The sequence below is a fragment of the Neisseria flava genome (assembly GCF_982712965.1).
This window is the reverse complement of record NZ_CEXQBZ010000113.1, coordinates 47,898-73,176: the sequence shown is the minus strand read 5'-3', so window position 1 is coordinate 73,176 and position 25,279 is coordinate 47,898. Positions and strand designations below refer to the sequence as shown.

26 protein-coding genes are annotated in these 25,279 nt (G+C 52.5%); 1 reads left to right on the top strand and 25 read right to left on the bottom strand.

The window, feature by feature from the left end; translation table 11 throughout:
* Window positions 1-92: 92 nt before the first annotated feature.
* The 25 genes from AC5M9B_RS06830 to AC5M9B_RS06710 all read right to left on the bottom strand — a co-directional run bounded on the left by AC5M9B_RS06830 (window position 93) and on the right by AC5M9B_RS06710 (window position 24,244).
* Window positions 93-542, bottom strand: a complete 450-nt coding sequence (locus AC5M9B_RS06830; RefSeq protein WP_070655025.1) for a CopD family copper resistance protein — start codon at window positions 540-542, stop codon at window positions 93-95.
* A gap of 54 nt (window positions 543-596) precedes the next feature.
* Window positions 597-1,742, bottom strand: coding sequence for an FUSC family protein (locus AC5M9B_RS06825; RefSeq protein WP_039404506.1), 1,146 nt, complete (start codon window positions 1,740-1,742; stop codon window positions 597-599).
* Between the two features lie 123 nt (window positions 1,743-1,865).
* Window positions 1,866-3,149, bottom strand: a complete 1,284-nt coding sequence (locus AC5M9B_RS06820; protein ID WP_070655023.1) for an FAD-binding domain-containing protein — start codon at window positions 3,147-3,149, stop codon at window positions 1,866-1,868.
* Window positions 3,150-3,685: 536 nt separating this feature from the next.
* Window positions 3,686-4,810, bottom strand: coding sequence for a glutamate 5-kinase (gene proB, locus AC5M9B_RS06815; RefSeq protein WP_070655021.1), 1,125 nt, complete (start codon window positions 4,808-4,810; stop codon window positions 3,686-3,688).
* Window positions 4,811-4,864: 54 nt separating this feature from the next.
* Window positions 4,865-5,164, bottom strand: a complete 300-nt coding sequence (locus AC5M9B_RS06810) for a DUF2818 family protein (protein ID WP_060974817.1) — start codon at window positions 5,162-5,164, stop codon at window positions 4,865-4,867.
* Between the two features lie 127 nt (window positions 5,165-5,291).
* Entirely contained in the window at window positions 5,292-6,767 is a 1,476-nt protein-coding gene (nuoN, locus tag AC5M9B_RS06805; RefSeq protein ID WP_060974818.1) for an NADH-quinone oxidoreductase subunit NuoN, read from the bottom strand.
* 9 nt (window positions 6,768-6,776) lie between these two features.
* On the bottom strand, window positions 6,777-8,273 hold the full coding sequence (locus AC5M9B_RS06800; RefSeq protein ID WP_070865414.1) for an NADH-quinone oxidoreductase subunit M: 1,497 nt from the start codon (window positions 8,271-8,273) through the stop codon (window positions 6,777-6,779).
* A 109-nt stretch (window positions 8,274-8,382) separates the two neighbouring features.
* On the bottom strand, window positions 8,383-8,844 hold the full coding sequence (locus AC5M9B_RS06795) for a type II toxin-antitoxin system VapC family toxin (protein WP_209283025.1): 462 nt from the start codon (window positions 8,842-8,844) through the stop codon (window positions 8,383-8,385).
* Window positions 8,844-10,058 (bottom strand): AAA family ATPase, encoded by a 1,215-nt coding sequence (locus AC5M9B_RS06790; RefSeq protein ID WP_070655014.1) that lies wholly within the window; start codon window positions 10,056-10,058, stop codon window positions 8,844-8,846. Before AC5M9B_RS06790 ends, AC5M9B_RS06795 begins: the two co-directional genes overlap by 1 nt.
* Before the next feature lie 103 nt (window positions 10,059-10,161).
* Entirely contained in the window at window positions 10,162-10,482 is a 321-nt protein-coding gene (locus AC5M9B_RS06785) for a cupin domain-containing protein (RefSeq protein WP_070655012.1), read from the bottom strand.
* 218 nt (window positions 10,483-10,700) lie between these two features.
* Window positions 10,701-12,725 carry an NADH-quinone oxidoreductase subunit L gene (gene nuoL / locus AC5M9B_RS06780; protein WP_009310876.1) on the bottom strand — a complete coding sequence of 675 codons (2,025 nt, stop codon included), beginning with the start codon at window positions 12,723-12,725 and terminating at the stop codon, window positions 10,701-10,703.
* A 176-nt stretch (window positions 12,726-12,901) separates the two neighbouring features.
* Window positions 12,902-13,438: a hypothetical protein gene (locus AC5M9B_RS06775; protein WP_487648415.1), complete on the bottom strand. Its 537-nt coding sequence runs from the start codon at window positions 13,436-13,438 to the stop codon at window positions 12,902-12,904.
* A gap of 5 nt (window positions 13,439-13,443) precedes the next feature.
* Window positions 13,444-13,749 (bottom strand): NADH-quinone oxidoreductase subunit NuoK, encoded by a 306-nt coding sequence (nuoK, locus tag AC5M9B_RS06770; protein WP_070655010.1) that lies wholly within the window; start codon window positions 13,747-13,749, stop codon window positions 13,444-13,446.
* Window positions 13,746-14,417, bottom strand: a complete 672-nt coding sequence (locus tag AC5M9B_RS06765; RefSeq protein ID WP_019270804.1) for an NADH-quinone oxidoreductase subunit J — start codon at window positions 14,415-14,417, stop codon at window positions 13,746-13,748. Before AC5M9B_RS06765 ends, nuoK begins: the two co-directional genes overlap by 4 nt.
* A gap of 11 nt (window positions 14,418-14,428) precedes the next feature.
* Window positions 14,429-14,908, bottom strand: a complete 480-nt coding sequence (gene nuoI, locus AC5M9B_RS06760; RefSeq protein ID WP_002216341.1) for an NADH-quinone oxidoreductase subunit NuoI — start codon at window positions 14,906-14,908, stop codon at window positions 14,429-14,431.
* A 79-nt stretch (window positions 14,909-14,987) separates the two neighbouring features.
* Window positions 14,988-16,064: an NADH-quinone oxidoreductase subunit NuoH gene (gene nuoH / locus AC5M9B_RS06755; RefSeq protein WP_002218648.1), complete on the bottom strand. Its 1,077-nt coding sequence runs from the start codon at window positions 16,062-16,064 to the stop codon at window positions 14,988-14,990.
* Window positions 16,065-16,066: 2 nt separating this feature from the next.
* On the bottom strand, window positions 16,067-18,328 hold the full coding sequence (gene nuoG, locus AC5M9B_RS06750; RefSeq protein ID WP_070655008.1) for an NADH-quinone oxidoreductase subunit NuoG: 2,262 nt from the start codon (window positions 18,326-18,328) through the stop codon (window positions 16,067-16,069).
* A 368-nt stretch (window positions 18,329-18,696) separates the two neighbouring features.
* Complete coding sequence (locus AC5M9B_RS06745) at window positions 18,697-19,053, bottom strand: endonuclease domain-containing protein (RefSeq protein ID WP_070655006.1); 357 nt, start codon at window positions 19,051-19,053, stop codon at window positions 18,697-18,699.
* Window positions 19,054-19,237: 184 nt separating this feature from the next.
* The gene (nuoF, locus tag AC5M9B_RS06740; RefSeq protein WP_003759417.1) at window positions 19,238-20,533 is read right to left on the bottom strand and encodes an NADH-quinone oxidoreductase subunit NuoF; all 1,296 of its coding nucleotides are present in this window, start codon (window positions 20,531-20,533) and stop codon (window positions 19,238-19,240) included.
* 106 nt (window positions 20,534-20,639) lie between these two features.
* A complete protein-coding gene (locus tag AC5M9B_RS06735; protein ID WP_045072626.1) occupies window positions 20,640-21,035 on the bottom strand; it encodes a hypothetical protein in 396 nt (131 codons plus the stop codon).
* A gap of 53 nt (window positions 21,036-21,088) precedes the next feature.
* Window positions 21,089-21,562, bottom strand: a complete 474-nt coding sequence (gene nuoE, locus AC5M9B_RS06730; protein WP_070655005.1) for an NADH-quinone oxidoreductase subunit NuoE — start codon at window positions 21,560-21,562, stop codon at window positions 21,089-21,091.
* Complete coding sequence (gene nuoD, locus AC5M9B_RS06725; protein WP_003759415.1) at window positions 21,562-22,818, bottom strand: NADH dehydrogenase (quinone) subunit D; 1,257 nt, start codon at window positions 22,816-22,818, stop codon at window positions 21,562-21,564. Before nuoD ends, nuoE begins: the two co-directional genes overlap by 1 nt.
* Window positions 22,808-23,401 (bottom strand): NADH-quinone oxidoreductase subunit C, encoded by a 594-nt coding sequence (locus AC5M9B_RS06720; RefSeq protein ID WP_019270812.1) that lies wholly within the window; start codon window positions 23,399-23,401, stop codon window positions 22,808-22,810. The genes nuoD and AC5M9B_RS06720 overlap by 11 nt, the downstream gene beginning before the upstream one ends.
* 13 nt (window positions 23,402-23,414) lie before the next feature.
* Window positions 23,415-23,897: a NuoB/complex I 20 kDa subunit family protein gene (locus AC5M9B_RS06715; RefSeq protein ID WP_003677002.1), complete on the bottom strand. Its 483-nt coding sequence runs from the start codon at window positions 23,895-23,897 to the stop codon at window positions 23,415-23,417.
* Complete coding sequence (locus AC5M9B_RS06710) at window positions 23,888-24,244, bottom strand: NADH-quinone oxidoreductase subunit A (RefSeq protein WP_003741940.1); 357 nt, start codon at window positions 24,242-24,244, stop codon at window positions 23,888-23,890. The genes AC5M9B_RS06715 and AC5M9B_RS06710 overlap by 10 nt, the downstream gene beginning before the upstream one ends.
* Before the next feature lie 359 nt (window positions 24,245-24,603).
* On the opposite strand from AC5M9B_RS06710, the gene AC5M9B_RS06705 reads away from it, so the two are divergent.
* Window positions 24,604-25,221 carry a tellurite resistance TerB family protein gene (locus tag AC5M9B_RS06705; protein WP_060975565.1) on the top strand — a complete coding sequence of 206 codons (618 nt, stop codon included), beginning with the start codon at window positions 24,604-24,606 and terminating at the stop codon, window positions 25,219-25,221.
* Window positions 25,222-25,279: the final 58 nt, after the last annotated feature.

Sequence of the window (25,279 nt, the reverse complement as noted above, 5' to 3'; positions counted from 1 at the left end):
TGCAGGAAAGGCCGTATGCTACCGCATACTGGCCTTTTTCTGTTAGGGAAAGTTGCACTTCAAATGCGAATCCGCCGTCGTCTGAAACAGGCTTACCAAGACAGGTAGAACATAGCTTTGGCGAAAAATACGATAAACAGCATATGGGAAAACACGACGGCGTGGATGTATTTGGACCAGCCGACGGTCAGGGTGTGCCGCGCCATTTTGACGACGGCGATGGCGAAATGGACGAGGACGCTGACTGCCAACAGGATTTTGAGGGTGAGGAGCGTGCCGAGTGAGGTGGCGAAGGGTTCGCTCAAGAAGGGCAGGTAGCGGTTGAATGCCATGACGATGCCGCTGATGAAAAGCGTAATGACGACGGGCGGCATAACGCGGACGGCGCGGTAGGACATGGCGCGTTCGACTTCGCGGCGCGATTCGCGCGAGACGCGGCTGGTGTGCATGACGGACAAAACCAGCATTTCGAAAAATACGCCGCCGACAAAGGCGATGGCGCAATAGAGGTGGATGATGTGGGCGATGGCGTAGAGACTCATGACCGTGTTCCAAGTGGGATATTCGGGTGAAATTGTATCATCAGTCGGACGTTTTCAGACGACCTCTTCTTCCAAATCGCCTTCGCGGGTTTCGCGCAGGTGTTCGCGCAGGCGTTGGAGTTCGTGTTTGTCCAGCCACTTGCGGCGGCTGCGTTGCAGGAGGATGACGAGTGCGGAAATTTCGTTGCGCATATTGGTGCTGAGCCAGAGGAAGCCTTGCCATTCGTAATGGAGGCGGGCGGCGAGTTTGCCCAGCTCGGGATTGATGGAGGTGTCGATGCGGATGCGGCGGGCATAGTGGCCTTTGATGAGGCGGACGGTCAGGCGCAGGTCGCGTTGGAGGCGGTTGAAATGGCGGTCGAGCAGGCGGATTTCGTGTTCGTTGAGGGTGGGGGCTTGCAGCTTGGCGGCGGTGGTGAGGAGCAGCTCGGTGGTGTTGACGATTTTGCGGTGGGCGTGCTGCATGGCTTCCATCATGGCGGGGCTGATGTGGCTTTCGCCTGATGTAGCAGCGAGGTGGCTGCGGCTTTTGACCATGCGGGCGTTGATTTGGCGCATTTTGACCATGTTTTGCTCCAGCCGCTCGCGGGTCATGCGTTTGCCGTTGCTGATTTCGGCAATCATTTTGCCGCATTCGGTCAGGTTGTCGGCAAGCATAAACCGCCACATGAGCGTGGAGCGCAGGGGAAGGAGTTTGGCGGCGACAATGGCGATGGCGGCACCGATCAGGACGTTCATGGCGCGCATAAGCCCGCTGTCGAGCCAGTTGTTGCTGTTGTCGCCGATGAGCATGCACATGGTCAGTCCGGCAAGCATGGGGACGTAGCCGTTTTTGCCGACCGCCGCCCAACCTGCGGCTGCGCTGGCGGTGCCGACGGTCAGGTAAAAGAGAATGCCGCCGTGGAAGTAGTGCTGGTTGAGCCACAACAGGGTCAGGCCTGCGCCCAAACCGATGACGGTACCGAGCATGCGTTCGACGGCTTTGGAGTAAATCGCGCCTTGAAATTGGAGCATGCCGAGTACGACGAACACGGTCATGCCTATCCATTCGCCGTGTTGGAGGTGGAGGAGTTTGGCGAGCAGGGTGGCAAACAGTACGGCAAGTCCGAGCCGGACGGCGTGTATGAGACGGCGGTAGCGGTAGCGTTCGTAGGAATTGAGCCAGCGTTTGACGAAGCGTTCGCGTTGTGAGGCGTTCATGATTGGGGCTATCTTGTTGAGATTTTTGGGTTTATCGGGCGGTATTGTAACGGGAATCAGGCAATACGGACAGGATGGAAGGCAAGGTCGTCTGAAACCCCCAATACTGCTTTCAGACGACCTTTAAGCCGCGACGACGGGTGGCGGATAGCCGTGTGCGTCAATTTCAGACGAGGCGAGCCACGGGGTATGGACGAGGTTGACAGGCAGGTGCGCCAATTCAGGGATGTGGCGGCGGACGAATGTGCCGTCCGGATCAAGCCGGCGGGCGGTTTGGATAATATCGATGGAACGTCGGCGGGCATTTCGGGCGGCAGTTTGCCAATTGCCTTCGTTCAACGCGGGGTCGAAATCGGTTTGCTGCGCGGCGAACCAAACGATGCCGTGTTCGGACGGCTGATGCAGGATGCCGCACAAAAATTCCGCCGTCAGGGAGCGCAGGGCGGGATGCAGCCAGCCGCTCGATTTCAGGCTGCGCATGGCGGCATCGATAAGTGGGAAACCTGTTTCCCCCTGCCGCCAGCGTTCCGTCAGGTCGTCTGAAAACGGCGCAGATTCGGCAGCAGATTCAGGCTCGATTCGGGCGCGGTGGTAAGCAAGCTGCTGATAGAAATCGCGCCGAATCCAGTTGTCCAACCAAGCATCTGCACCCTGCCCTGCGGCTTCAGTCGCCAACACGCGCGGCGAAATGCAGCCTGCGCTCAGATACGCGCTCAAGCGGCTGGTGCCTTTTCTGGCAGGGAAATCCTTCATAATCGGATAAAACCCGATATTTTCTTCAAAATGCCGCCATTGTTTGCCTGCCTCATCTTCGCCGCCGCGCTGCGCAGAAACCATATCCTGCTGCCCGTTCCACGCAGGAAATGACGGCATTTCAACAGAGGCCGTCTGAAAAATTTCAGTGTGTCCGCCTCCCGCATCCCGCCCGCCGAACCGCTGCCGAAACAAAGCCAGCCACGCTTCTTTATAATGCGGGAAGTCGGTATAAGGCGCACCGTGGCTGCCCATGATGTCTGCCTTGGCGAATATGGCACGGTCGTTAACGCGATCGAACGCAACGCTTTGTTCATCCAAAATCCGCCAAATGCGGTTATCTTGCCCGATTTCAGACGACGTATAGGCTTCGTCGGCAATTACGGTACGAACGTTCAACCGCGCCGCCAAAGCCGGCAATTCTTCCACACGGTTCACCGCATACAAAGCCACGCCGCGCGCCGCCAACGAGCCATGCAAAGCCGCCGCTGCCTGATAATGAAACCAATCCTGACGCGGATTGGGGATTTCAGACGACCCCTGCGCCACCCACACGCCCGCTACGGGCAATCCCCGCTTCACGGCGGCGGACAATGCGGCGTTGTCGCGTATGCGCAGGTTGCGGCGGAACCAGACCAATGTATGTGCTTGCATGGCGATGTCGTCTGAAAGGGATAAGGCGTTTGATTTTAGCAGAAATTTTGTGAGGACAAGGCGGACGGTTTTCAGACGGTCTTTAGGCAGATAACAGATGAAATGGATTCGGAATAACGCAGCTATAGCAAACATACTTAACTTTAAATCCGGCATGCCATCAAATTCCGTCATTCCCGCGCAGGCGTGAATCCATCTTAAAACTTGAGAAACCTTGATTTGAAAAACAGTTTCTGAGTTTCAAAAATGGATTCCCGCCTGCGCGGGAATGACGAAAACCGATAATTTGCGTATCGAAAATAAAGTCATTTAGCTAAATGTTCATCCTCTATCGTTTTAACCGGGTTCGAAGCGGCAAATCGAATTTCCAAAGCCGACATTTCATCGTCGTGAAGAAGCAGGGAAAACCTCAATCTCTCCACCGAATACGGATATCCGGCCTGCAATCTGAATTTGCCTGCCCAAACAAACCAAAGGTCGTCTGAAACCGCATTTTTGAGTTTCAGACGACCTTATATATTTACTTTTCCCCTTCCCTACCAATGCGACGCCATATTGTCGCGGTGGATGAGTTCGTCTTCGTGGGCGTAGCCTAATTTTTCGGCGATGCGCTCGGACGGGGTTTGCAGGATTTTGGCGGTTTCGCCGCTGCTGTAATTGGTGAGGCCGCGGGCGATTTCTTTGCCGTCGGTATCGAGGATGGCGACGAGTTCGCCGCGGTGGAAATGTCCGTCCGCGCGGATGCAGCCGACGGGCAGCAGGCTGGCGTGCTGTTCGGTCAGGGCTTTTGCCGCGCCGCTATCGACGGTCAGGCTGCCGGCAGTTTGGACGTGTCCGAGCAGCCATTGTTTGCGGGCGGCGACGCGGCTGTGCGCGCTGGTAAAGAGCGTGCCTATGCTTTCGCCTTGTTTGAGGCGGACGAGGACGTCGGGTTCGCCGCCCCATGCGACGACGGTGGCGGCTCCGCTGAGTGCGGCGCGTTTGGCGGCGGTTACTTTGGTGTACATGCCGCCTGTGCCGACGCTGCTGCCCGCGCCGCCCGCCATGCTTTCGAGGTCGGGATGGTCGGCTGCTATGGTCGGAATCAGTTTGGCTTGCGGATTTTTGCGCGGGTCGCTGTCGTACAGGCCTTTTTGGTCGGTCAGAAGGACGAGTGCGTCGGCTTCGATGAGGTTGGTCACGAGCGCGCCGAGGGTGTCGTTGTCGCCGAGCTTGATTTCGTCGGTGGTCACGGTGTCGTTTTCGTTGATGACGGGAACGATGCCTTTGGACAACAGGGTTTGCAGGGTGCTGCGGGCGTTGAGGTAGCGGGTGCGGTTGCTCAGGTCGTCGTGGGTGAGCAGGACTTGGGCGGTGCGGATGCCGTGCGGTGCGAACGCGGTTTCGTAGGCTTGGGCGATGCCGGTTTGCCCGACGGCTGCGGCGGCTTGCAGCTCATTGATGGCGGTGGGGCGTTTGCTCCAGCCCAGCCGTTTGATGCCTTCGGCGATGGCGCCGCTGGAAACGAGGACGGTTTGCACGCCTTGTTTGCCCAGTTCGGCGATTTGCGCCGCCCAGCGGTCGAGTGCGGCTTGGTCTATGCCTTTGCCGCCCGCGGTAACGAGGCTGGAGCCGACTTTGACGACAAGGGTGCGGATATTGGAGAGATTTTGCAGGGACATGGTTTTTCTCGTTTGTTCGGGGTGGCGGGATAGGCGGGAGGTCGTCTGAAAAGCTTATTCGCGGTTGCGCGCGTGCCAGAAATAACGCCATACGAAACAAGGGAAGGCGAATATCAGGTAGAGGCAGACTACGGTGGCGTAAAATTCCCAGTCTTGATGCTGAACCGCGCCGGCGCGGGATTCGAGAATGTAGGCGAGGACGGCGGTCAGGATGAAGCCTACCGCCAATTCGACGAGGTGATGCCCGATATGTTTGCGCTTGAGCTGGAATACACCGAAAAATTTGGTGGTAACGAAGGGGGCGTTGGCGAAGATGAGTGCCAATACCAAAAGGATGTACATGGATGCGGTCATGATGGTGTGTCTTTCTGTTTTCAGACGGCCTTTTTGATTCAAAAGGCCGTCTGAAAAAACAATCTTGAGCTGCGTATCTTAACAAAAACGGCAGCCTCTGACACGGCTGCCGTTTCGGTTCATCACTTTACAAGGTGTTTTCCAAAGCCCTAGCGCACCAGTCAATCACCGTTTGTGGCATGATGCCCCACAAAATCAGCAGGAACGCGTTGACGCTTAGGAAGAATTTGGCGACATAGTTGCTGCCAACGGGCTGGTCATGGGCAGATTCGTCGAAATACATGACCTTGACTACGCGCAGGTAGTAGAACGCGCCGATTAACGACATCACTACGGCGAACACGGCAAGTACGATGTATGTACTGCCCGCCATGGCGGCGTTTTGGGCGGTCGATGCGCTCAACAAAGCCTTAATCACGCCGAATTTGGCGTAAAAGCCCATCAGCGGCGGAATACCCGCCATCGAGAACATCGCCAGCAGCATCAGGAAGGCAAACCAGGCATGGCGTTGGTTCAAACCTGCCAAATCTTTGATTTCTTCACACTCGATATTGTCGGTGGACAATACCATCAATACGCCGAAACCGACCGCCGCCATCAGCGCATAAGTAATGGCGTAATACAAACCCGCCGCGAAACCGACCGCCCCCGCCATAAACGCCAGCAGGATGAAACCCATATGCGATATGGTGGAATAGGCAAGCATACGTTTGATGTTGGCCTGCATGATGGCGGCAAGGTTACCGATCAACAGCGATGCCACTGCCAACACGGCGAACATCTGCGACCAGTCGTGATGCACCGTTCCCAAACCGGTAACCAAGATGCGGAAGGCAAAGACGACGGCGGCAATTTTCGGCGCCGTACCGACAAACGCGGCGACGGATGTCGGCGCGCCGTGGTACACGTCGGGCACCCACATATGAAACGGCACCGCGCCCAGTTTGAACGCTACCGCCACAACGATAAACACCAGCCCCAGTTTCAACAGCCATTCGTTGGCAAGCTCGCTGTACGACGACGCCAAAACAGTGGCGAATTCCAGCGAACCCGTCGCGCCGTACACCATCGAAATACCGTAGAGCAACAGACCGGAAGCCAGCGCGCCCAAGACGAAATATTTGAGTGCGGCCTCGGCGGAGCGGCCGGAATCGCGGCGCAACGCAATCATGGCATAAAGCGACAGCGACAAAAGTTCCAAACCGATATAGGCGGTCAGGAAATGCGCCGCGCTCACCATCACGCTCATGCCTAACAGGGCAAACAGCGATAAAGTATAAAACTCGCCTTTAAAAATACCGCGCGCCTGATTATAGGGCTTGCTGTAAATAAACAGCCCGAAGGTCAGCCCGTACAACACCAGCTTGGACAGGCGCGACATACCGTCGGCGATATACATCCCGTGAAACGCCAACGTACTGCCCTGCTCCCACACCGCCAGCTGCGTAACCGCCACGATAATAACGGTTCCCAAACTCATCAAATGGGTCAGATAGCGGTTTTTATCGCTAATCCACAAATCTGCCAGCAATACGGCAATCAGCAGCGCAAACAGCACGATTTCGGGCATGGCAGGCATTAAGTTCAAATCAATCAAGTTCATTCGCACACCTCAAATCTTGCTTTGCGCCACATGGGCAATCAAATCGTTTGCCGCCTGATGCACCACTTCGATAAACGCCTGCGGATACAGGCCCATACCCAATACCGCAACCGCCAAAATCGCCAGAATCGCAAATTCGCGGCAGTTGATGTCTTTCATATCGGCAACGTGCGGATTGCCGACCGCACCGAAAATCACGCGCTTATACATCCACAGCGTGTAAGACGCACCGTAAATCAGCGTCAGTGCCGCCAGCGCGCCTACCCAGAAATTCACTTTGACCGCGCCCATAATCACCATAAACTCGCCCACGAAGCCCGAAGTCGCCGGCAGCCCCGCGTTTGCCATCGCAAACAGCATCATAAACGCCGCAAACTTGGGCATCACGTTCACCACGCCGCCGTAATCGGCGATATTGCGCGTGTGCAGGCGGTCGTACATCACGCCGATGCACATAAACATCGCCGCCGACACGAAACCGTGCGAAATCATCTGAATGACCGCGCCTTTCAATGCCCAGTCGTTCAACTGCCCGTTAATGAACAAGAACATTCCCAAGGTAACGAAACCCATATGGCTGATGGACGAATACGCCACCAGTTTTTTCATATCGGTCTGCACCAGCGCAACCATGCCGATATACACCACCGCAATCAGGCTCAACACGATGATGACCGGCGCGAAATAGCGCGACGCATCGGGCAGAATCGGCAGGATGAAGCGCAAAAAGCCGTATGCGCCCAATTTCAGCGTAATCGCCGCCAACACCATCGAACCGCCGGTCGGCGCCTCAACGTGGGCATCCGGCAGCCAAGTGTGCACGGGGAACATCGGCACTTTCACCGCAAACGACAGGAAAAACGCCACAAACAAAAGCTGTTGCACGCCCAGCGGAATCTGTTTGATGTTTTGGAAATCCTCAATCGAAAAGCCGCCCGCCTGGTAAGACAGGTACACAATCGCCACCAGCATCAGCAACGACCCCATCAACGTATAGAGAAACAGCTTCACCGACGCATACACGCGGCGCGGACCGCCCCACACGCCGATAATCAGGTACAGCGGAATCAGCATGCCCTCGAAGAACACATAAAACAGCAGGGCATCCCGCGCCGCAAACGCGCCGTTAATCAGGCCCGACATGATTAAAAACGCCGCCATATACTGCGCCGGACGCTTCTGAATCACTTCCCAACCCGCCAGCACCACCATCAGCGTGATAAACGCGTTCAGAATGACAAACAGCACCGAAATACCGTCCACACCCAGCGAGTAGTTGATCCGCAAAAGCGGAATCCACTCGTGGAACTCGGTAAACTGATAACCGCCGCTCAAACGGTCGAAACCCGTAAACAAGGGCAGCGTTACCAAGAAACCGGCAAGCGCACCGATTAAAGCGAGCACGCGGGCAAGCGGCGCACGGCTGTCCGGCCCCGTCGCCAAAACCAGCACGCCCGCAGCGATGGGTATCCATATTGCCAAGCTGAGTAGGTAGTTGGAAAACATAGTGGTTAACCTGTGGTTAAAATAAAAATATAGTTGTGTGGGTTGGTTTTTCAGACGGCGTTTTAAGAGGTCGTCTGAAAAAGGTTTGTTCAGGCTTCTGCTATTTGTCTCAAGCTAATTTTGCCGAATCTTCCAGCCTCATTCTTTCATGTAAATATTTGATCTTATTAACATCGGTATCGTGGGATAAGATTTCTAAATTATTCACACTGGCAGTCGCATAATGAAACATATCGAATTTACGTTTTTCTAAATTCTTCGGCGTATTATCACGTTCGGCTTCAAACTTATCAAAGCGGTACAGATTACTTGCCAAATCAGAAACATTCTGTGTAATGTCCAAAGATTCAAACTGTGCCAAAACACCGGTCAATCGAGACAATTTCTCAGATTTCCCCCAATCCACACCGCGCAAAACTTCATAACGGATAAGCGGGGTAATCACAAAACGGTTGTCATCCTGTTGCAACTTTTTCGCCATATCGCTCAATACGGCTTTCCGCTTTTCTTCGTCACTGTCATCATCCGCCAAATAAACCAAGTAATTGGTATCTAAAAGATAAACCGTCATTATTTATCCTCTAATCCGCCCAATTCCTGACGTACCAATTCCAATAAGGCTTTTTTTGCCTGTTCTTGATCACGTTCTTGGACGCGTTCTATCTTCTTCTTATTCAAATCCACGCCGAATGCTTCGTTGAGCAAATCCACAAAAGAAGCATTACTTGGATAGTCAATCATCTTGCCATAGACCACACCGTCCTCCTTGCTACGTACCAAACGGTAGGCTTCTCCCTGCTCCAACTGACTGATGACCAAAGACGAATGCGTGGTAATGAAAAACGTTGTGTTCGAAAACAATTTTTTCAGCAGCGGCACGATTTTGATCTGCCATTCGTTGTGCAAATGGCTTTCTATCTCATCAATCAGCACCACGCCGCGCACATGGGCAATTTGCTGCTCGTTGGTAAAGTAACTGTATCCCGCGACAATAGATTGGATAATCTTCAAAAGAGAAGTAAAACCGCTGGATAAATCAGAAAGTTCGCGCTTTTGGTTTTCTATTTTGATAAAAACACGGTTATTGCCTGAAATTTCCAAAAATTCGGGGTCTATGCGGTTGTCGATTTTATTGAGCAAGGACAGCAAAGTATCGATTTCAATTTTACGGTTGTCTTCTTTCGACTGATACGGATTGGCGGATTGTGCCCGCTGAATAATCCACTCTTCTAAGTTGGTATCCATATTCAGGGATTTAATATCTTCAACCTTATGATAAAAAACCGAAAACAACCGTTCTAAATATCCCTTTGAACGTTGCTGAAAATTACCTATTTGTTTAATCGCACCATCCTTATTTTCAACACCTCCCCGATTTTGTGCAGCTAAATAAACTATGGGCAAAGAGTGCCACAACTCTAAAAAGGGTCTTTTTTCCCATTGAAGATTTACATCATAAGTACCAAATATCACATCATTATCTTTTGGAAGACGTTTTGGGCGTTCTTTTCCAATAGATTCGAGACTAAACCCCATCTCTCCGATAGGAGTAACAACTTTTTTAAAAGGAATGGATGCCGGAGTTATCCAAGAAACAACTTGTTGTGCAGCCGCACTGGTGAACAACAATATCGCAAACAAACATTCCAACAGTTTAGTCTTACCTACACCATTCTCGCCAATCATCGTATAAACACGCTGATTGGGCTGAAAATCTACCTGCATCGTGCCGACACCGGTTACATGCTCAAAACGAACCGTACCGTCAAACAGCCGTTTATCCATATTATCTGCCCTTCTATTTTTCAGACGGCCTGATTATCTGAAATGTCAGATGTCGTCTGAAACTCTAATCCATTGCCGCCTGAAACCTTCTTTTCAGACGACCTCAAACACTGCCTTCTTTCTCAATCACCAAAATCCGCGCTTCGCCGCACGGATGGGCGACGTGTTCCGTGCCGATTCCTGCGTAGAAGATGTCACCGCTTTTCAACCGAACGATGTGTTCTTCACCGTTTTCTCGGTAGTGCATATCGACTTCGCCGTCCATCACGGCAAACACTTCCTCGCCGTCGTTGACGTGCCATTTGTAGGGCTGGTCCGTCCAGTGCAGGCGCACGGTGGTGCCGTTCATATTGGCGATGTCGAGTGCGCCCCATGCGCGGGAAGCGGTGAAGTCGGCAGAGCGGATGGTTTGTGTGTTTGACATTGTTTCTGAAGTTTCTTTTTTCAGACGACCTAAACGTCGTCTGAAAATCTCATCTTTACCTGCACAATCCCGATATGCCGTAAGTCGGATTCTCGAATCCGACACGCTGTACTATTTTCTTTTTCATGTCGGATACAAGTATCCGACCTACAACTTGAATGGTTCTTTTTCAGACGACCTCTAAACTGACTACGGACAGGTCGTCTGAAAATCCGCCTTTATCTGAACAATCCCCAGAAGGTCATGCCGAGCAATACCAATACGCCGAACACCATAGCGGCGGCGTAGGTGTAGATAAAGCCGGTTTGGACTTTGCGTATCTGAGCAGCAATCGCGCCGACCAGTTTGGCGGAACCGTTGACGATGCCGTTGTCGATAATGGCGGTATCGCCGACTTTCCAGAAGAAGTTGCCCAATGCGCGCGTGCCTTTGGCGAAGACGTTGAAATACAGGGCGTCGAGGTAGTATTTGTTTTCAAACAAAACGTAAACCGGACGGAACGCCTGCGCAATTTTGGCGGGCAGGTGCGGCAGTTTGACGTACAAAAGCCATGCGCTCAATACGCCTGCGATAGCGAGATAGAGGACGGGCGAATGCAGGCTGTGCGACACCATCGCCAATGCGCCGTGGAACTCTTCTTTCATGATGTGCATGGTCGGATGCGCATCGGCGTTGACGAAAATCACGTCTTTGAAGAAATCGCCGTAGAGCATGGGTTCGATGGCGATGTAGCCGATGATGACGGACGGAATGGCAAGCAGAATCAGCGGCAGGGTAACGACCAGCGGGCTTTCGTGCGGATTGTCGTTTTTGCCCAAGCCGTGATGTTCTTCACCATGGTCGTCTGAATGGTGTTCGGGCAGGCTGCGCCATTTTTCTTCGCCGTGGAACACCATAAAGTATTGGCGGAACGCATAAAACGCGGTAACGAACACACTGGCTAGAACGGCGAAATAAGCAAATCCGCTGCCCGGCAGGGTGCTGTATTTCGCTGCTTCGATAATCGAATCTTTGGAGTAGAAGCCGGAGAAGAACGGCGTACCGATCAACGACAAGTTACCGATCAGCATGGTCAGCCAAGTAATCGGCATGTATTTTTTCAGATTGCCCATATGGCGCATGTCTTGGTCGTGGTGCATACCGATAATGGCGCTACCTGCCGCCAAGAACAGCAAGGCTTTAAAGAAGGCGTGGGTCATGACGTGGAACATCGCCACGGAATAGGCGGACGCGCCCAGAGCCACAGTCATGTAGCCCAGTTGCGACAGGGTGGAATACGCAACCACGCGCTTGATGTCGTTTTGAATCACGCCCAAGAAGCCCATAAACAGGGCGGTAATCGCGCCAATCACCATAATCACCGACAGCGCGGTGCTGCTCATTTCGTAAATCGGCGACATGCGCGACACCATGAACAGACCCGCCGTAACCATCGTCGCCGCGTGAATCAATGCGGAAATCGGGGTCGGGCCTTCCATCGAATCGGGCAGCCAGACATGCAGCGGGAATTGTGCCGATTTACCCATCGCGCCCACAAACAAGAGCAGACAAGTTACGGTAATCAAAGACCATTCCACACCGGGGAAAAGCTGGATGGTGGCATTTTGTACGTTGGGCAGATAGGCGAATACGTCCTGATAACGCAAGCTACCGCCGAAATAGGCAAGCACCAAGCCGATACCGAGCAAAAAGCCGAAGTCGCCGACGCGGTTGATCAAAAAGGCTTTCAGATTGGCAAAAATCGCACTCGGACGTTTGAAATAGAAACCGATTAAGAGATACGACACCAAGCCCACCGCTTCCCAACCGAAGAAGAGCTGGATGAAGTTGTTGCTCATAATCAGCATCAACATGCTGAATGTAAACAAAGAAATATAGCTGAAGAAGCGTTGGTAGCCGACTTTTTCATCGTGCATATAGCCGATGGTGTAGATATGCACCATCAACGACACGCCCGTTACCACGACCATCATCATCGCCGTCATCGTATCGACCAAGAAGCCGACGGAGAAATCCAAGCCGCCCATTGTCAGCCAGGTATAGACATTCTCGTCAAACTTGGCGCGGCTGCCGTCGATAAAGCCCCACAGCACATAAGCCGACAACACGGCAGACACAGCCACACCGAGTATCGTAACCGTATGCGCGCCGGCACGTCCGATTTTATTGCCGAACAAACCCGCAATCAGCGAGCCTGCCAAAGGCACGAGGGCAATGATGAGATATAAAGTCATGTCGTTCATTTTGGATGAACCTTTTTGATTTAAAAATCTATGTTTGTTTTGTCGGTCGGATTCCCTAATCCGACCAATCTACTTTGTCTTGGTTTTCAGACGACCTCACGCCATAAGGCAGGTTGTCCAACCTTAAATTTTTTCCTTACAGGCTTCGGATTTTCAGCCAAACCGTGCGACAGCATTCAAATCCGATAAAGCTGCCTGTCTTGGCAACGCGCCCTAATCGCTTTAGTGATGATGTCGTGGGGATCTACCAATTTGAAACCGTTCCCGCCTAAGTCCAAGCGGTCAAGGTCAGTCAGCATTATTGTATCCAAAAACACGCCTGTTTCAGGTCTACGGTATTCCACCGCAATGCCTTGACAGCCCCTTGTATGAACTTGATACACAGAGCGTATCCATGCGTATTTCACCTTACCCGCCCCACAGCCGTGTATGCAATAAGACAAACCGTCTTCGTCCAAACGTATGAATTCCCGATCTCTGCCCGTATTGCGGCGCGAATTTTGCCACATCTTCCATCCGGCAATCCCGATACCCGCACACAAAACCGACAATAAGCCAAACAGCCAGCCCAACCGCCCCGCCCATGCGAACGCAAACCACACCAGCCAAACCGACAAGAAAAACGGAATAACAAGCCAACACAAAACTAAAAGCGAACGCGGCTTAAACACCCATTGCTCGATATTCACTTGATCGGTTTGTTCAGACGGCATCCGCTCTACCCTTTCAAATCATCCAAATCGGCAACATTAATCGTTTGTCGGTTGCGGTACACCAGCACCATAATTGCCAAACCGATGGCGGATTCGGCAGCGGCGACGGTCAGTACGAAGAATACGAAAATCTGTCCGGCGATATCGCCCAGATGCTGCGAGAAGGCGATAAAGTTGAAGTTCACCGCCAAAAGCATCAGCTCGATGGACATCAGCAAGACCAGCACATTTTTGCGGTTCATAAAGATGCCCATCGCGCTGATACCGAACAGAAGCGCGCCCAATACCAAATAATGCGTCAAGGTAATCATGCTTTGCCCTCCTCTTTCGGCTTGAGGTCGTCTGAAACTTCGTTTTCTTCGAGAGATTCGGTTTGCGGTTTCACAGCTTCCATTTTCACCAAGCGCATACGGCCTTGGTCGGCGCGTACTTTAACTTGGTCGGCAGGATCCATGCGTTTTGGATTGGTGGTTTTGCGATGAACCAGCGCAATCGCCGCCACCATACCCAACAGCAGCAATACCGCCGCCAGCTCAAACGGCAGCAGATAATCGGTATAAATACGGCTGCCCAAATCGCGGATGTTGTTGTAATCCGCAGGAATGTCTTTCATCAAACCAAACGCGGCAAGGTCGGTTTTCGGATTGACCAGAATCAGAATCAGCGCAACCGCCAACAATGTGCCGACAACGCCGGCAACAGGCGCATGCCGCCAGAAACCGGCGCGCATTTCCTCAATGTCAATGTTCAGCATCATCACGACGAACAGGAACAGCACCATCACAGCGCCGACATACACGACCACCAGCGTAACGCCCAAAAACTCCGCCTGCATCAGCATCCAAATCATCGCGCTCACGCAGAAGGTCAGCACCAAATGCAAAGCAGCATGGACAGGGTTTTTCGCGGTAACGGTACGCAGCGCGCCGTATAGGACGATGGCGGCAAGGATATAGAACAGAATCGCGGAAAAAGTCATTCGTCTGCTCCTTAACGGTACGGCGCGTCGGCGGCTTTGCGCTTGGCGATTTCGGCTTCGTATTTGTCGCCGATTGCCAAGAGGATCGGCTTGGTCATGTGCAAGTCGCCTTTTTTCTCGCCGTGATATTCAAAAATATGGGTTTCCACAATCGCATCGGTCGGACAGGCTTCTTCGCAGAAGCCGCAGAAGATGCACTTGGTCAGGTCGATGTCGTAACGCTTGGTGCGGCGCGTGCCGTCTTCGCGTTCTTCAGATTCGATGTTGATCGCCATTGCCGGACACACCGCCTCGCACAATTTACACGCGATGCAGCGTTCCTCACCGTTCGGATACCGCCGCTGCGCGTGCAGGCCGCGGAAACGCACAGATTGCGGCGTTTTCTCTTCGGGGAAATAAATCGTGTCTTTGCGGGCGAAAAAGTTTTTGAGCGTTACGCCCATGCCTTTGACCAGTTCGCCGAGCAAGAAAGTTTTTACTAAATTAGCCATATTCTGTTCCCTCAAAACAGGGATTCCGTTAAATATTCAAAACTGCGTTTTCAGACGACCTTGATACGTCGTCTGAAACTTATTTCCACAAATTCAGCGGCGAAATCATCCACACACCCAAAATCACGATATAGGCAAAGCCGATGGGAATCAGCACTTTCCAGCCCAAGCGCATGATTTGGTCGTAGCGGTAGCGCGGGAAGGTGGCGCGTATCCACAGATACCAGTACAGCACCGCCGCCATTTTCACGAACATCCAAAATGCGGAAGGCGTGCCGACAATGCCCCAGCTTTGCGGGAACGGGGACAGCCAGCCGCCGAGGAACATCAGCGAGGTCAGCGCGGCAATCAGAATCATGAAAATGTATTCGGCAAGGAAAAACAGCGCGAACGCGAAGCCGGAATATTCGACGTGGTGACCGGCAACGATTTCGGACTCGCCCTCTGCCACGTCAAACGGTGCGCGGTTGGTTTCGGCAACGGCGGAAATCAGATAGACGATGAAGATTGGGAAGAGCGGCAGCCAGTTCCACGAGAATACGGAACCGCCCGCGATGCCTTTTGCCTGTGCAGCGACGATGTCGGAGAAGTTCATACTGCCCGACACCATCACGACGCACACCAGCGCGGCACTCATGGCAATTTCGTAGGAAATGCTTTGCGCGGAAGCACGCATTGCGCCCAAGAACGAATATTTGGAGTTGGAAGCCCAGCCCGCGATGATCACGCCGTAAACCGACAGCGAGGTAATCATCAGGATATACAAAAGGCCGATATTGATATTGGTCAGCACCCATTCTTCGTTGAACGGAATCACCGCCCACGCCGCGAAAGACGGGGCGAGCGACATAATCGGGCCGATGTAGAACAGGGCTTTGTTTGACAGCTTCGGACGGGTAACTTCTTTAAACAAGAGTTTGAACACGTCGGCAAACGGCTGAATCAGACCCCACGGGCCGGTTACGTTCGGGCCGACGCGAAGCTGCATGAAGCCGATGACTTTACGTTCGAAATAAGTCAGGTAGGCGACGGTCAGAATCAGCGGAATCAGGATAATCACAATTTTGACGATGACGGATACCACCAAGCCCACGGTGATGCCCAAATCGCCCAGACCGAGCGTTGCGGCAAAGAGGTTTTGGAACCATTCCTGCATAATCAAGCTCCCGCCAGTTCAATAGTGTCCATCAACGCACCCAGCGCGGCATTTTCGGTATGCAGCGGCAGATGCACCACGTTTTCAGGCAGTCCGGCATCGGCTTTGACCATCACGGACACGCCTGCGCCGTTTTGTTTGGCGACAGCGGTTTGTCCGTCTTGCAAGCCTAAGCGCACCAAAGTGTTCGGATTCACACGCGCGGCAGGCACGGCGGCATGGCTGGTCGCTTGCAGCGGCGCGGAACGGCGCACGATGGCATCGGTGTGATAAATACCGACTCCGCCCACGCGCACGAGGCGGCTTGAGGTCGTCTGAAAATCTTTTTGAGCCGAAGCGGCGCGGTTGTTCAGTTTGGACGGCAGGCTTTCCGCGTCCAGCGCGTCTTTCAGAATCGCGGCGGTATCGTGGTATTCAAAGCCTTGCAGGTCAAACAGGTTGCCCAATACGCGCAACACTTTCCACAGCGGACGCGAATCGCCGAAACCTTGAACGACACCGTGGAAGGATTGCAGAAGGCCTTCCATATTGATGAAGCTGCCCGAGGTTTCGGTAAACGGCGCAATCGGCAGCAATACGTCGCACACGTCCAACAGCGTTTCGCTGACAAACGGCGTAAACGCCATCACGCTTTTCGCCTGTTTCAACGCGGCTACGGCTTTTGAGCCGTCTGCCGTATCGATTTCCGGCTCGACGTTTAGCAGCAAAACTGCCTGTTTCGGCGCATTTGCCATTTCGGCAACGCTCTCGCCGGAGTTCACGCCCAAGACATCTGCGCCGACGCTGTTGGCAGCCTGCGGCAGAATGCCCAACACCGCACCGGTCGCGTCCGCCAGCTCTTGCGCGGCTGCATAAATCGCGGCGTAATCGGGATGGTTTTGCACTTCCGCGCCCAAAATCACCGCTGCTTTTTCAGCGTTTTTCAGGCTCGCGGTAATCGCGTGTTCCGCATCGGCAGACAGGTTTTTCAGACGACCTGCCCACTCGTCGGGATGCACCGCTTCCTGAGACAGAAGCGGCATCAACAATTCTTCCTTGCTGCTTGCCAACACGCTCAAGGCCATGCGCTCTTTGGCGGCACGGCGCAGGCGGGCGGTCAGAAGCGGCTGTTCTTTGCGCAGGTTCGCACCGACCACCAGTACGGCTTCGTTGTCCGCCAGCGATTCGATGCTTTGTCCCAACCATTGCGCACCATTGAGGTCGTCTGAAAGACGTTTGTCCTGTTGGCGCAGGCGGGTGGCGAAGTTTTTAACACCCAAACCGTCGGCAAATTTCTTCGCCAAATACAGCTCTTCAACCGTATTCATCGGGTTCGCCCAAATGCCGACTTGGTTTTGGTTGCCGTCTTTGGCGATACATTCAATCGCGCTGCGGACATATTCCAACGCGGTTTTCCAATCCACGTCCATCCACTCGCCGCCCTGTTTGATTTTCGGGTTTTTCAGACGACTTTCGTGATACAGACCTTCATAGGCGAAACGGTCGCGGTCGGACAGCCAGCATTCGTTGATGGCTTCGTTTTCCAACGGCAATACGCGGCGGACGGTATGGTCTTTGGTTTGCACAATCAAGTTGCTGCCCAAAGCGTCATGGGCGGAAACGGATTTGCGGCGGTTCAATTCCCAAGTACGCGCGTTGAAACGGAACGGTTTGCTGGTCAGCGCGCCGACGGGGCACAAATCGATGACGTTGCCCGACAACTCGGTTTCCACCGCTTTGCCGATAAAGGGCATGATTTCGGAGTGTTCGCCGCGATTCGCCATCGCAATTTCCTGCAAACCGGCGATTTCTTCGGTGAAACGTACGCAGCGGGTGCAGTGGATGCAGCGGCTCATTTCCTCGGCGGAAACCAAAGGCCCCATGTCTTTGCCGACGACGGAACGTTTTTCTTCGGTATAGCGGCTGGTGGTTTTGCCGTAGCCCACCGCCAAATCCTGCAACTGGCATTCGCCGCCTTGGTCGCAGGTCGGACAGTCGAGCGGATGGTTGATGAGCAGGAACTCCATCACGCCTTCCTGCGCTTCGCGGGCTTTTGCCGAATGCGTACGCACAATCATGCCGTCCGTTACCGGCGTGGCGCAGGCGGGCAGCGGTTTGGGGGCTTTTTCCACGTCCACCAAACACATACGGCAGTTGGCGGCGATGGAAAGTTTTTTGTGGTAACAGAAATGCGGGATATAAGTACCGAGCTTGTGCGCGGCTTCAATCACCGTCGCGCCCTGCTCCACAGATACCTGTTTGCCGTCGATTTCGATTTGTAACATGGTTCGTTCCTAGTTACGGGTATTTGATAAATAATCTTTTATGGAGGTCATCTGAAAAAAATGGGTTTCAGACGGCCTTTTAAAGTATAAGTTTATTGCTTGTTTATTTTTAGGAGGGATTTCTTAAATTTTAAAAATCCAAATTCTGTACAACCCATCCACCACCCTCTTCCTCCGTACGGGAGAGGAAACAGGTTTCTGTCAGAACATAAAGTAACAGATTCCGCCGCAATGTCTTTCAATATCATGTTTATATTTGCTTTATTTCAGGAATCAACCCGAAACATTCAAATCTGCTACCGTCTGTCCCTTCCCCGTCCGGCGGGGGAAGGCTAGGATGGAGGTAGCTTTGCAACGTTACAGCCGTCTTATTTCTCACCGCACATTTCGATAATCTTTTCTAGTACTGCTTCGGTTTGCTGCAAAACTTCATTATTCCAAAATCGCAACACCCGATAACCTTGAGCATTCAAAAACGCCGTCCGCCGCTCGTCATACTCAATCTGTTCCGAATGTTGTCCACCGTCCAATTCAATAATTAAACGATGCTCCATACTGACAAAATCGACGATGTATCCGCCTATTGTCAGTTGGCGTCGGAATTTTATTCCGTTCAACCGTTTGCTGCGCAAGTAATACCACAATTTCTGCTCGGCCAAAGTCATATTCTGCTTCAGATTACGGACATTCTGTTTTAATGCCGTATTTCTTGTGCTGTACCGCATAGCCGGGTTGGCCTCAATCTTTTTCAGACGACCTATACGGAGGCCGTCTGAATCTTGCCCGTATAAAAATCTGTTTCAAAATATTCCAAGCACCACCCCCACCCTAACCCTCCCCCGCGAGCGGGAGAGGGAATCAAGTCGTTGGTGAATCCCAAACACACCGATACTCAGATCGTCTGAAACCTCAACACCACTTATTCGGCTTCATCGGTCCGCCGTGTTCAATGTAATGCACAAACTCATCGCGGAAATGCTTGGTAAAGCTGCGGACGGGGAAAACGGCGGCGTCGGCGAGGGCGCAGATGGTGCGGCCTGCCATTTGGTTGCCGACGGAATCCAACAAATCCAAGTCTTCCATGCGGCCTTTGCCTTCTACGATGCGGTGGACAATGCGGTAGAGCCAGCCCGTACCTTCTCGGCAAGGCGTACATTGGCCGCAAGACTCGTCGTAGTAGAAGTAGCTTAAGCGTTCGAGGGCTTTGACCATGCACACGTCTTCGTCCATCACGATAATCGCGCCGGAACCGAGCATGGAGCCGGCTTTGGAAATCGAGTCATAGTCCATATTGGTCTGCATCATGATATCGGCAGGCAAAACTGGCGCAGACGAACCGCCGGGAATAACGGCTTTAAGTTTTTTACCGCCGCGCATACCGCCCGCCATTTTCAGGATTTCGGCAAACGGTGTGCCTAACGGCACTTCATAGTTGCCCGGACGCTCGACATGACCGGAAATACAGAACAATTTAGTACCGCCTGCATTCGGAATGCCTTTGTCGGCAAACGTCTGACCGCCGTCGCGGACGATAAACGGTACGGAGGCGAAGGTTTCGGTATTGTTGATGGTGGTCGGTTTGCCGTACAGGCCGAACGAAGCGGGAAACGGCGGTTTGAAGCGCGGCTGGCCTTTTTTGCCTTCCAGCGACTCGAGCAATGCGGTCTCTTCGCCGCAAATGTATGCGCCGTAGCCGTGGTGGGCGAAGAGTTCGAATTCAAAGTCCGAACCCAAAATATTTTTACCCAAAAAGCCTGCGGCGCGCGCCTGCTCCAAAGCGGCTTCAAAGCGTTGGTAGCCTTCGAAAATTTCTCCGTGAATGTAGTTATAGCCCGCTTTCGCACCCATCGCGTAACCGGCGATAATCATGCCTTCAATCAGGGCATGGGGGTTGAACATGATGATGTCGCGGTCTTTGAACGTACCCGGTTCGCCTTCGTCGGTGTTGCAGACGACGTATTTTTCGCCGGGGAAGGAACGGGGCATAAAGCTCCATTTCAAACCGGTCGGGAAGCCCGCACCGCCGCGCCCGCGAAGACCGGAGGTTTTGACTTCGTCAATCACGTCGGTTTGCGAGATGTTTTCGGACAGGATTCTACGCAGCGCGCTGTAACCGCCGCGTTTGACGTATTCGTCCAATGTCCAGCAGTCGGGATTGGCGGTATCCACTTGGTCAAAAATCACGCCTGATTGGTAAATAGCCATTTTTGGTGTGCCTGTTCGTTTTCGTATCGGTTGCGGCCGCTGTTTCAGACGACCTGAAAACATATTTGTTGAGTCTAGATCCGACTTACTTTGCTATGAATTTATTTTATTTAGTAAAGATAGAACTTAAAACTTTTGAATCATCAATTAAATCTGTAATACCCTGATAATTTCCACGTTTTTGTACTTGTGTAGTAGTAACGTGATATTCTTGCCAACATTTAACAAGACAATCTCCCCAACTATCCATTCCACTTTTTTCTAAATAGTTAGCAAACCCGTCGGAAGGCTGACATTCCTGTGCACTAACAATTAGGGAGTTTAACAAAGGTAAATTTTGCTCTAAACAAAAATCACCAATTGCACCAGCATACAAACCAACTAATTTATGACTTAATCGGAACACACTTTCTAATTCGTGGTACATTACGACACGCTTGTTCTGTGCCACTAAAATTAAATAACGATACAAGCAATCAAATTTCTCTTTATCTAATTGCATAGCTTTCTTCCATTTATTCAAAATTAAATTTATTTTTCAAGTAAACCCGCGACCTACTCCAGTTCCGCAAGTTTCCTCTCAATCGCTTCTTCAGTCATAAAGCTGCACATGCTGTGGTTGTTAACCAGCATGACCGGAGCGTCGCCGCATGCGCCCATGCATTCGCCTTCAACGAGGGTAAATTTGCCGTCGGGCGTGGTTTCGCCGTAGCCGATACCGAGTTTTTTCTTCAGGTATTCGCCGGTATCCATGCCGCCGCGCAGGGCGCAGGGAAGGTTGGTGCAGACGGTCAGTTTGTATTTGCCGACCGGCTCGAGGTCGTACATATTGTAGAAAGTGGCGACTTCGTATGCCTGCGCCGGCGTGATGCCGATGTAGTCGGCAACAAAGGCGATGGTTTCGGGGGCGAGCCAGCCTTTTTCGGTTTGGGCGATACGCAACGCGCCCATGATGGCGGAACGGCGTTGGTCGGCGGGATATTTTGCCAACTCGATGTCGATTTGTTTTAAGGATTCTGCGGATAACATTATCGGTCAACCTCCCCGAATACGATGTCCTGCGTACCGATGATGGCAACAACGTCGGCGAGCATGTGGCCTTTTGCCATTTCGTCCATGCCTTGCAGATGGGCGAAGCCGGGTGCGCGGATTTTCAGGCGGTAGGGTTTGTTTGCGCCGTCTGAAATGATGTAAACGCCGAACTCGCCTTTCGGGTGTTCGACAGCGGTGTAGGTCTCACCCTCGGGAACGTGCATACCCTCGGTGAAGAGTTTGAAATGGTGAATCAGGTCTTCCATGCCTGTTTTCATTTCGGTGCGTTTGGGCGGGGCGAATTTGTGGTTTGTGGTAATGACCGGGCCGGGATTGACGCGCAGCCAGTCGGCACATTGTTTGATGATGCGTACGGATTGGCGCATTTCCTCCATGCGGCAGAGGTAGCGGTCGTAACAGTCGCCGTTGACGCCGACGGGAATATCGAAATCCATTTGGTCGTACACTTCATACGGCTGTTTCTTACGTACGTCCCATTCCACGCCCGAACCGCGCAGCATCACGCCGGTAAAGCCTTTTTGCATGGCGCGCTCGGGGGAGACGACGCCGATGCCGACGGTACGTTGTTTCCAGATGCGGTTGTCGGTCAGGAGGGTTTCGAGTGTGTCGATGTTTTTCGGGAAGCGTTCGCAGAAGGCGTCGATGAAGTCGAGCATGGTGCCTTCGCGGGATTCGTTGAGCTGCTTCAATACTTTGGCGTTGCGGAATTTGCTGCTCTCGTATTTGGGCATGAAGTCGGGCAGGTCGCGGTAAACGCCGCCGGGACGGAAGTAGGCGGCATGCATACGCGCGCCGGAAACGGCTTCGTACAAGTCCATCAGCTCTTCGCGGTCGCGGAAGGCGTAGAGGATGGCAGTCATCGCGCCGATGTCGAAGGCGTGCGAACCGATGCCCATCAAGTGATTGAGGATACGCGTTACTTCGGCGAACATGACACGGATGTATTGGGCGCGGATAGGCACATCAATTCCGGCAAGTTTTTCTACCGCCAAGCAATACGCCTGCTCGTTGACCATCATGGAAACGTAGTCCAGCCTGTCCATATAAGGCAGGGCTTGCAGATAGGTTTTGGTTTCCGCCAGTTTTTCGGTACCTCGGTGCAAGAGGCCGATATGCGGGTCGGCACGGACGATGGTTTCGCCCTCCAACTCCAAAATCATACGCAATACGCCGTGCGCCGCAGGGTGTTGCGGGCCGAAGTTGATGGTGTAGTTTCTTAATTTATTGGCCACCGTAGTTCTCCTCACGGACGATACGCGGCGTGATTTCGCGCGGCTCGATGGTAACAGGTTGGTAAATCACGCGTTTTTGCTCTTCGTCGTAACGCATTTCGACATAGCCGGAAATCGGGAAATCTTTGCGGAACGGATGTCCGACGAAACCGTAATCGGTCAGGATGCGGCGCAAGTCGGGATGGTTGTTGAACATGATGCCGTACAAATCGAAGGCTTCGCGCTCGTACCAATCCGCGCTGTTGTAAACGGGAACCACAGATTCGACCACGGGGAAATCGTCGTCTGAAACCCAGACGCGCACGCGGATGCGCTGATTGTTTTTAACAGAAAGAAGCTGGCTGACAACGGCGAAACGTTTGCCCTGCCATGCTTCATTTTTGTAAGTGCTGTAATCGACGCCGCATAAATCAACCAAAAGCTCGAAATGCAGTTCTTCATGGTCGCGCAACGTGGTCATCACTGAAACATAATGTTCAGGCAGACACTCGACGGTAATCTCGCCCAAAGCGGAAATGACTTTGCTTGCCTGATTGCCCAAAACGCGGCTGACGGTATCGTATAAGTTTTGAATGCTTGCCATATCGTTCCCTGCCCTACTCGTCCCGAGCGATGGTGGAAGTGCGCTTGATTTTTTGTTGGAGCTGCATCAGACCGTAAATCAGGGCTTCCGCAGTCGGCGGACAACCCGGCACATAAACGTCCACCGGCACGACACGGTCGGCACCGCGCACGACGGAATAAGAATAATGATAGTAGCCGCCGCCGTTGGCACACGAACCCATAGACAATACCCAACGCGGCTCGGCAAGTTGGTCGTACACGCGGCGCAGGGCGGGCGCCATTTTATTGGTGAGCGTACCCGCCACAATCATCAGGTCTGCCTGACGGGGCGACGGACGGAAAATAATGCCGAAACGGTCAAGGTCGTAACGCGCCATACCCGCGTGCATCATTTCCACGGCGCAGCAGGCCAAACCGAAAGTAACCGGCCACAGCGAACCGGTACGCATATAGTTCAGCACCGTATCCGCGCTGGTGGTGATGAAACCTTTTTTCAAAACGCCTTCTATTCCCATTCCAGCGCACCTTTTTTCCATTCGTAAACAAAGCCTACCGTCAGAACGACGATAAACACCAGCATAGACCAGAAGCCGTATGCGCCCAAATCTTTGAACACCACCGCCCACGGCAGCATAAACGCAACCTCCAAATCGAAGAGGATGAACAGGATGGCGACGAGATAATAACGCACGTCAAACTTCATCCTGGCGTTTTCAAAGGCTTCGAAACCACATTCGTAAGCCGCGTCTTTTTCGGCGTAGTGGTGTTTCGGACCTAAAATCGTGCCGAGCAGGATAAACAGCACGCCGGCCGCAAGGCCGACGAGGATGAATACGAGGACGGGAAAGTAACTGGCCAACATGGGTTTATGCCTAACTGGTTGACAGACAAATCTTAATATCCTGCTATTTTATCGAATTTCAAAATCCATTAAAAGGTAAATGTCGGTCAACCTGCAAAAAAATCTTAATAAATTCAATAAGTTTATGATAACGATTCTTATTTGTGTTTTGTTCCTTACTGTTTTATTTACCTCTTGCCGACAGTTCGCCATCCTTTTTGCAGGTAATGCTTAACAAGCCAGAAACCCTGCCCGATTTGATTTTCAGACGACTTCCCCTATACTTCATAAGCATTTGCATCCTTTAACACCCCCATGCCTTGTTTTAAGTCTGAATACCCATATGATTTAAAAACCCACCCTCAAAAAGGACAATCACAATGAATTTCAACAACCTGCTCAACCAAATTTTGGGAACGGTTCAAAAAAATAGCAAATCCGTCGCCGACAGCCCGCTTAATTCTTTCGGCGGCGGTGCATTAGTGGCAGGACTGGCTTCTATGCTGATGAAAAAGAAAAACACCAAAAAACTGGTCAAAGCCGGTTCGGTCGCAGCTTTGGGTTATATTGCCTACAAAGGCTATCAAAGCTGGCAGCAAAACCGCAACCAACCCGAATTGCCGCAACAAGCGTTCGAACCTGTCGGCCAACTTGCCGAAACACACAGCCGCGTCATCCTGCGCACCATGATTGCAGCCGCCGCATCGGACGGGTTGATTGATGAAGCGGAAAAACAGGTTATTGCCCGTGAAAGCGGTACAGATGCAGAAACCGCCGCCTGGCTTGCCGCCGAATATGAAAGACCGGCAACAGTCGAGGAAATCGCAGCAGCCGTCGGCAACGATGAAGCTTTGGCCGCAGAAACCTATCTGGCGGCAAGATTGGTGTGTGCCGATTTATCCCGTAAAGAAATCGTATTCTTAAGCCGGCTGTCGCAAGCCTTGAAACTGGATGACCAGTTGGTGGAGAATTTGGAAAAGCAGCTTGATTTGGCTTGATAATAAGCAGGCAGACTTAAAAATATAAAAAAGGTCGTCTGAAAACCCTAAAGTGTGG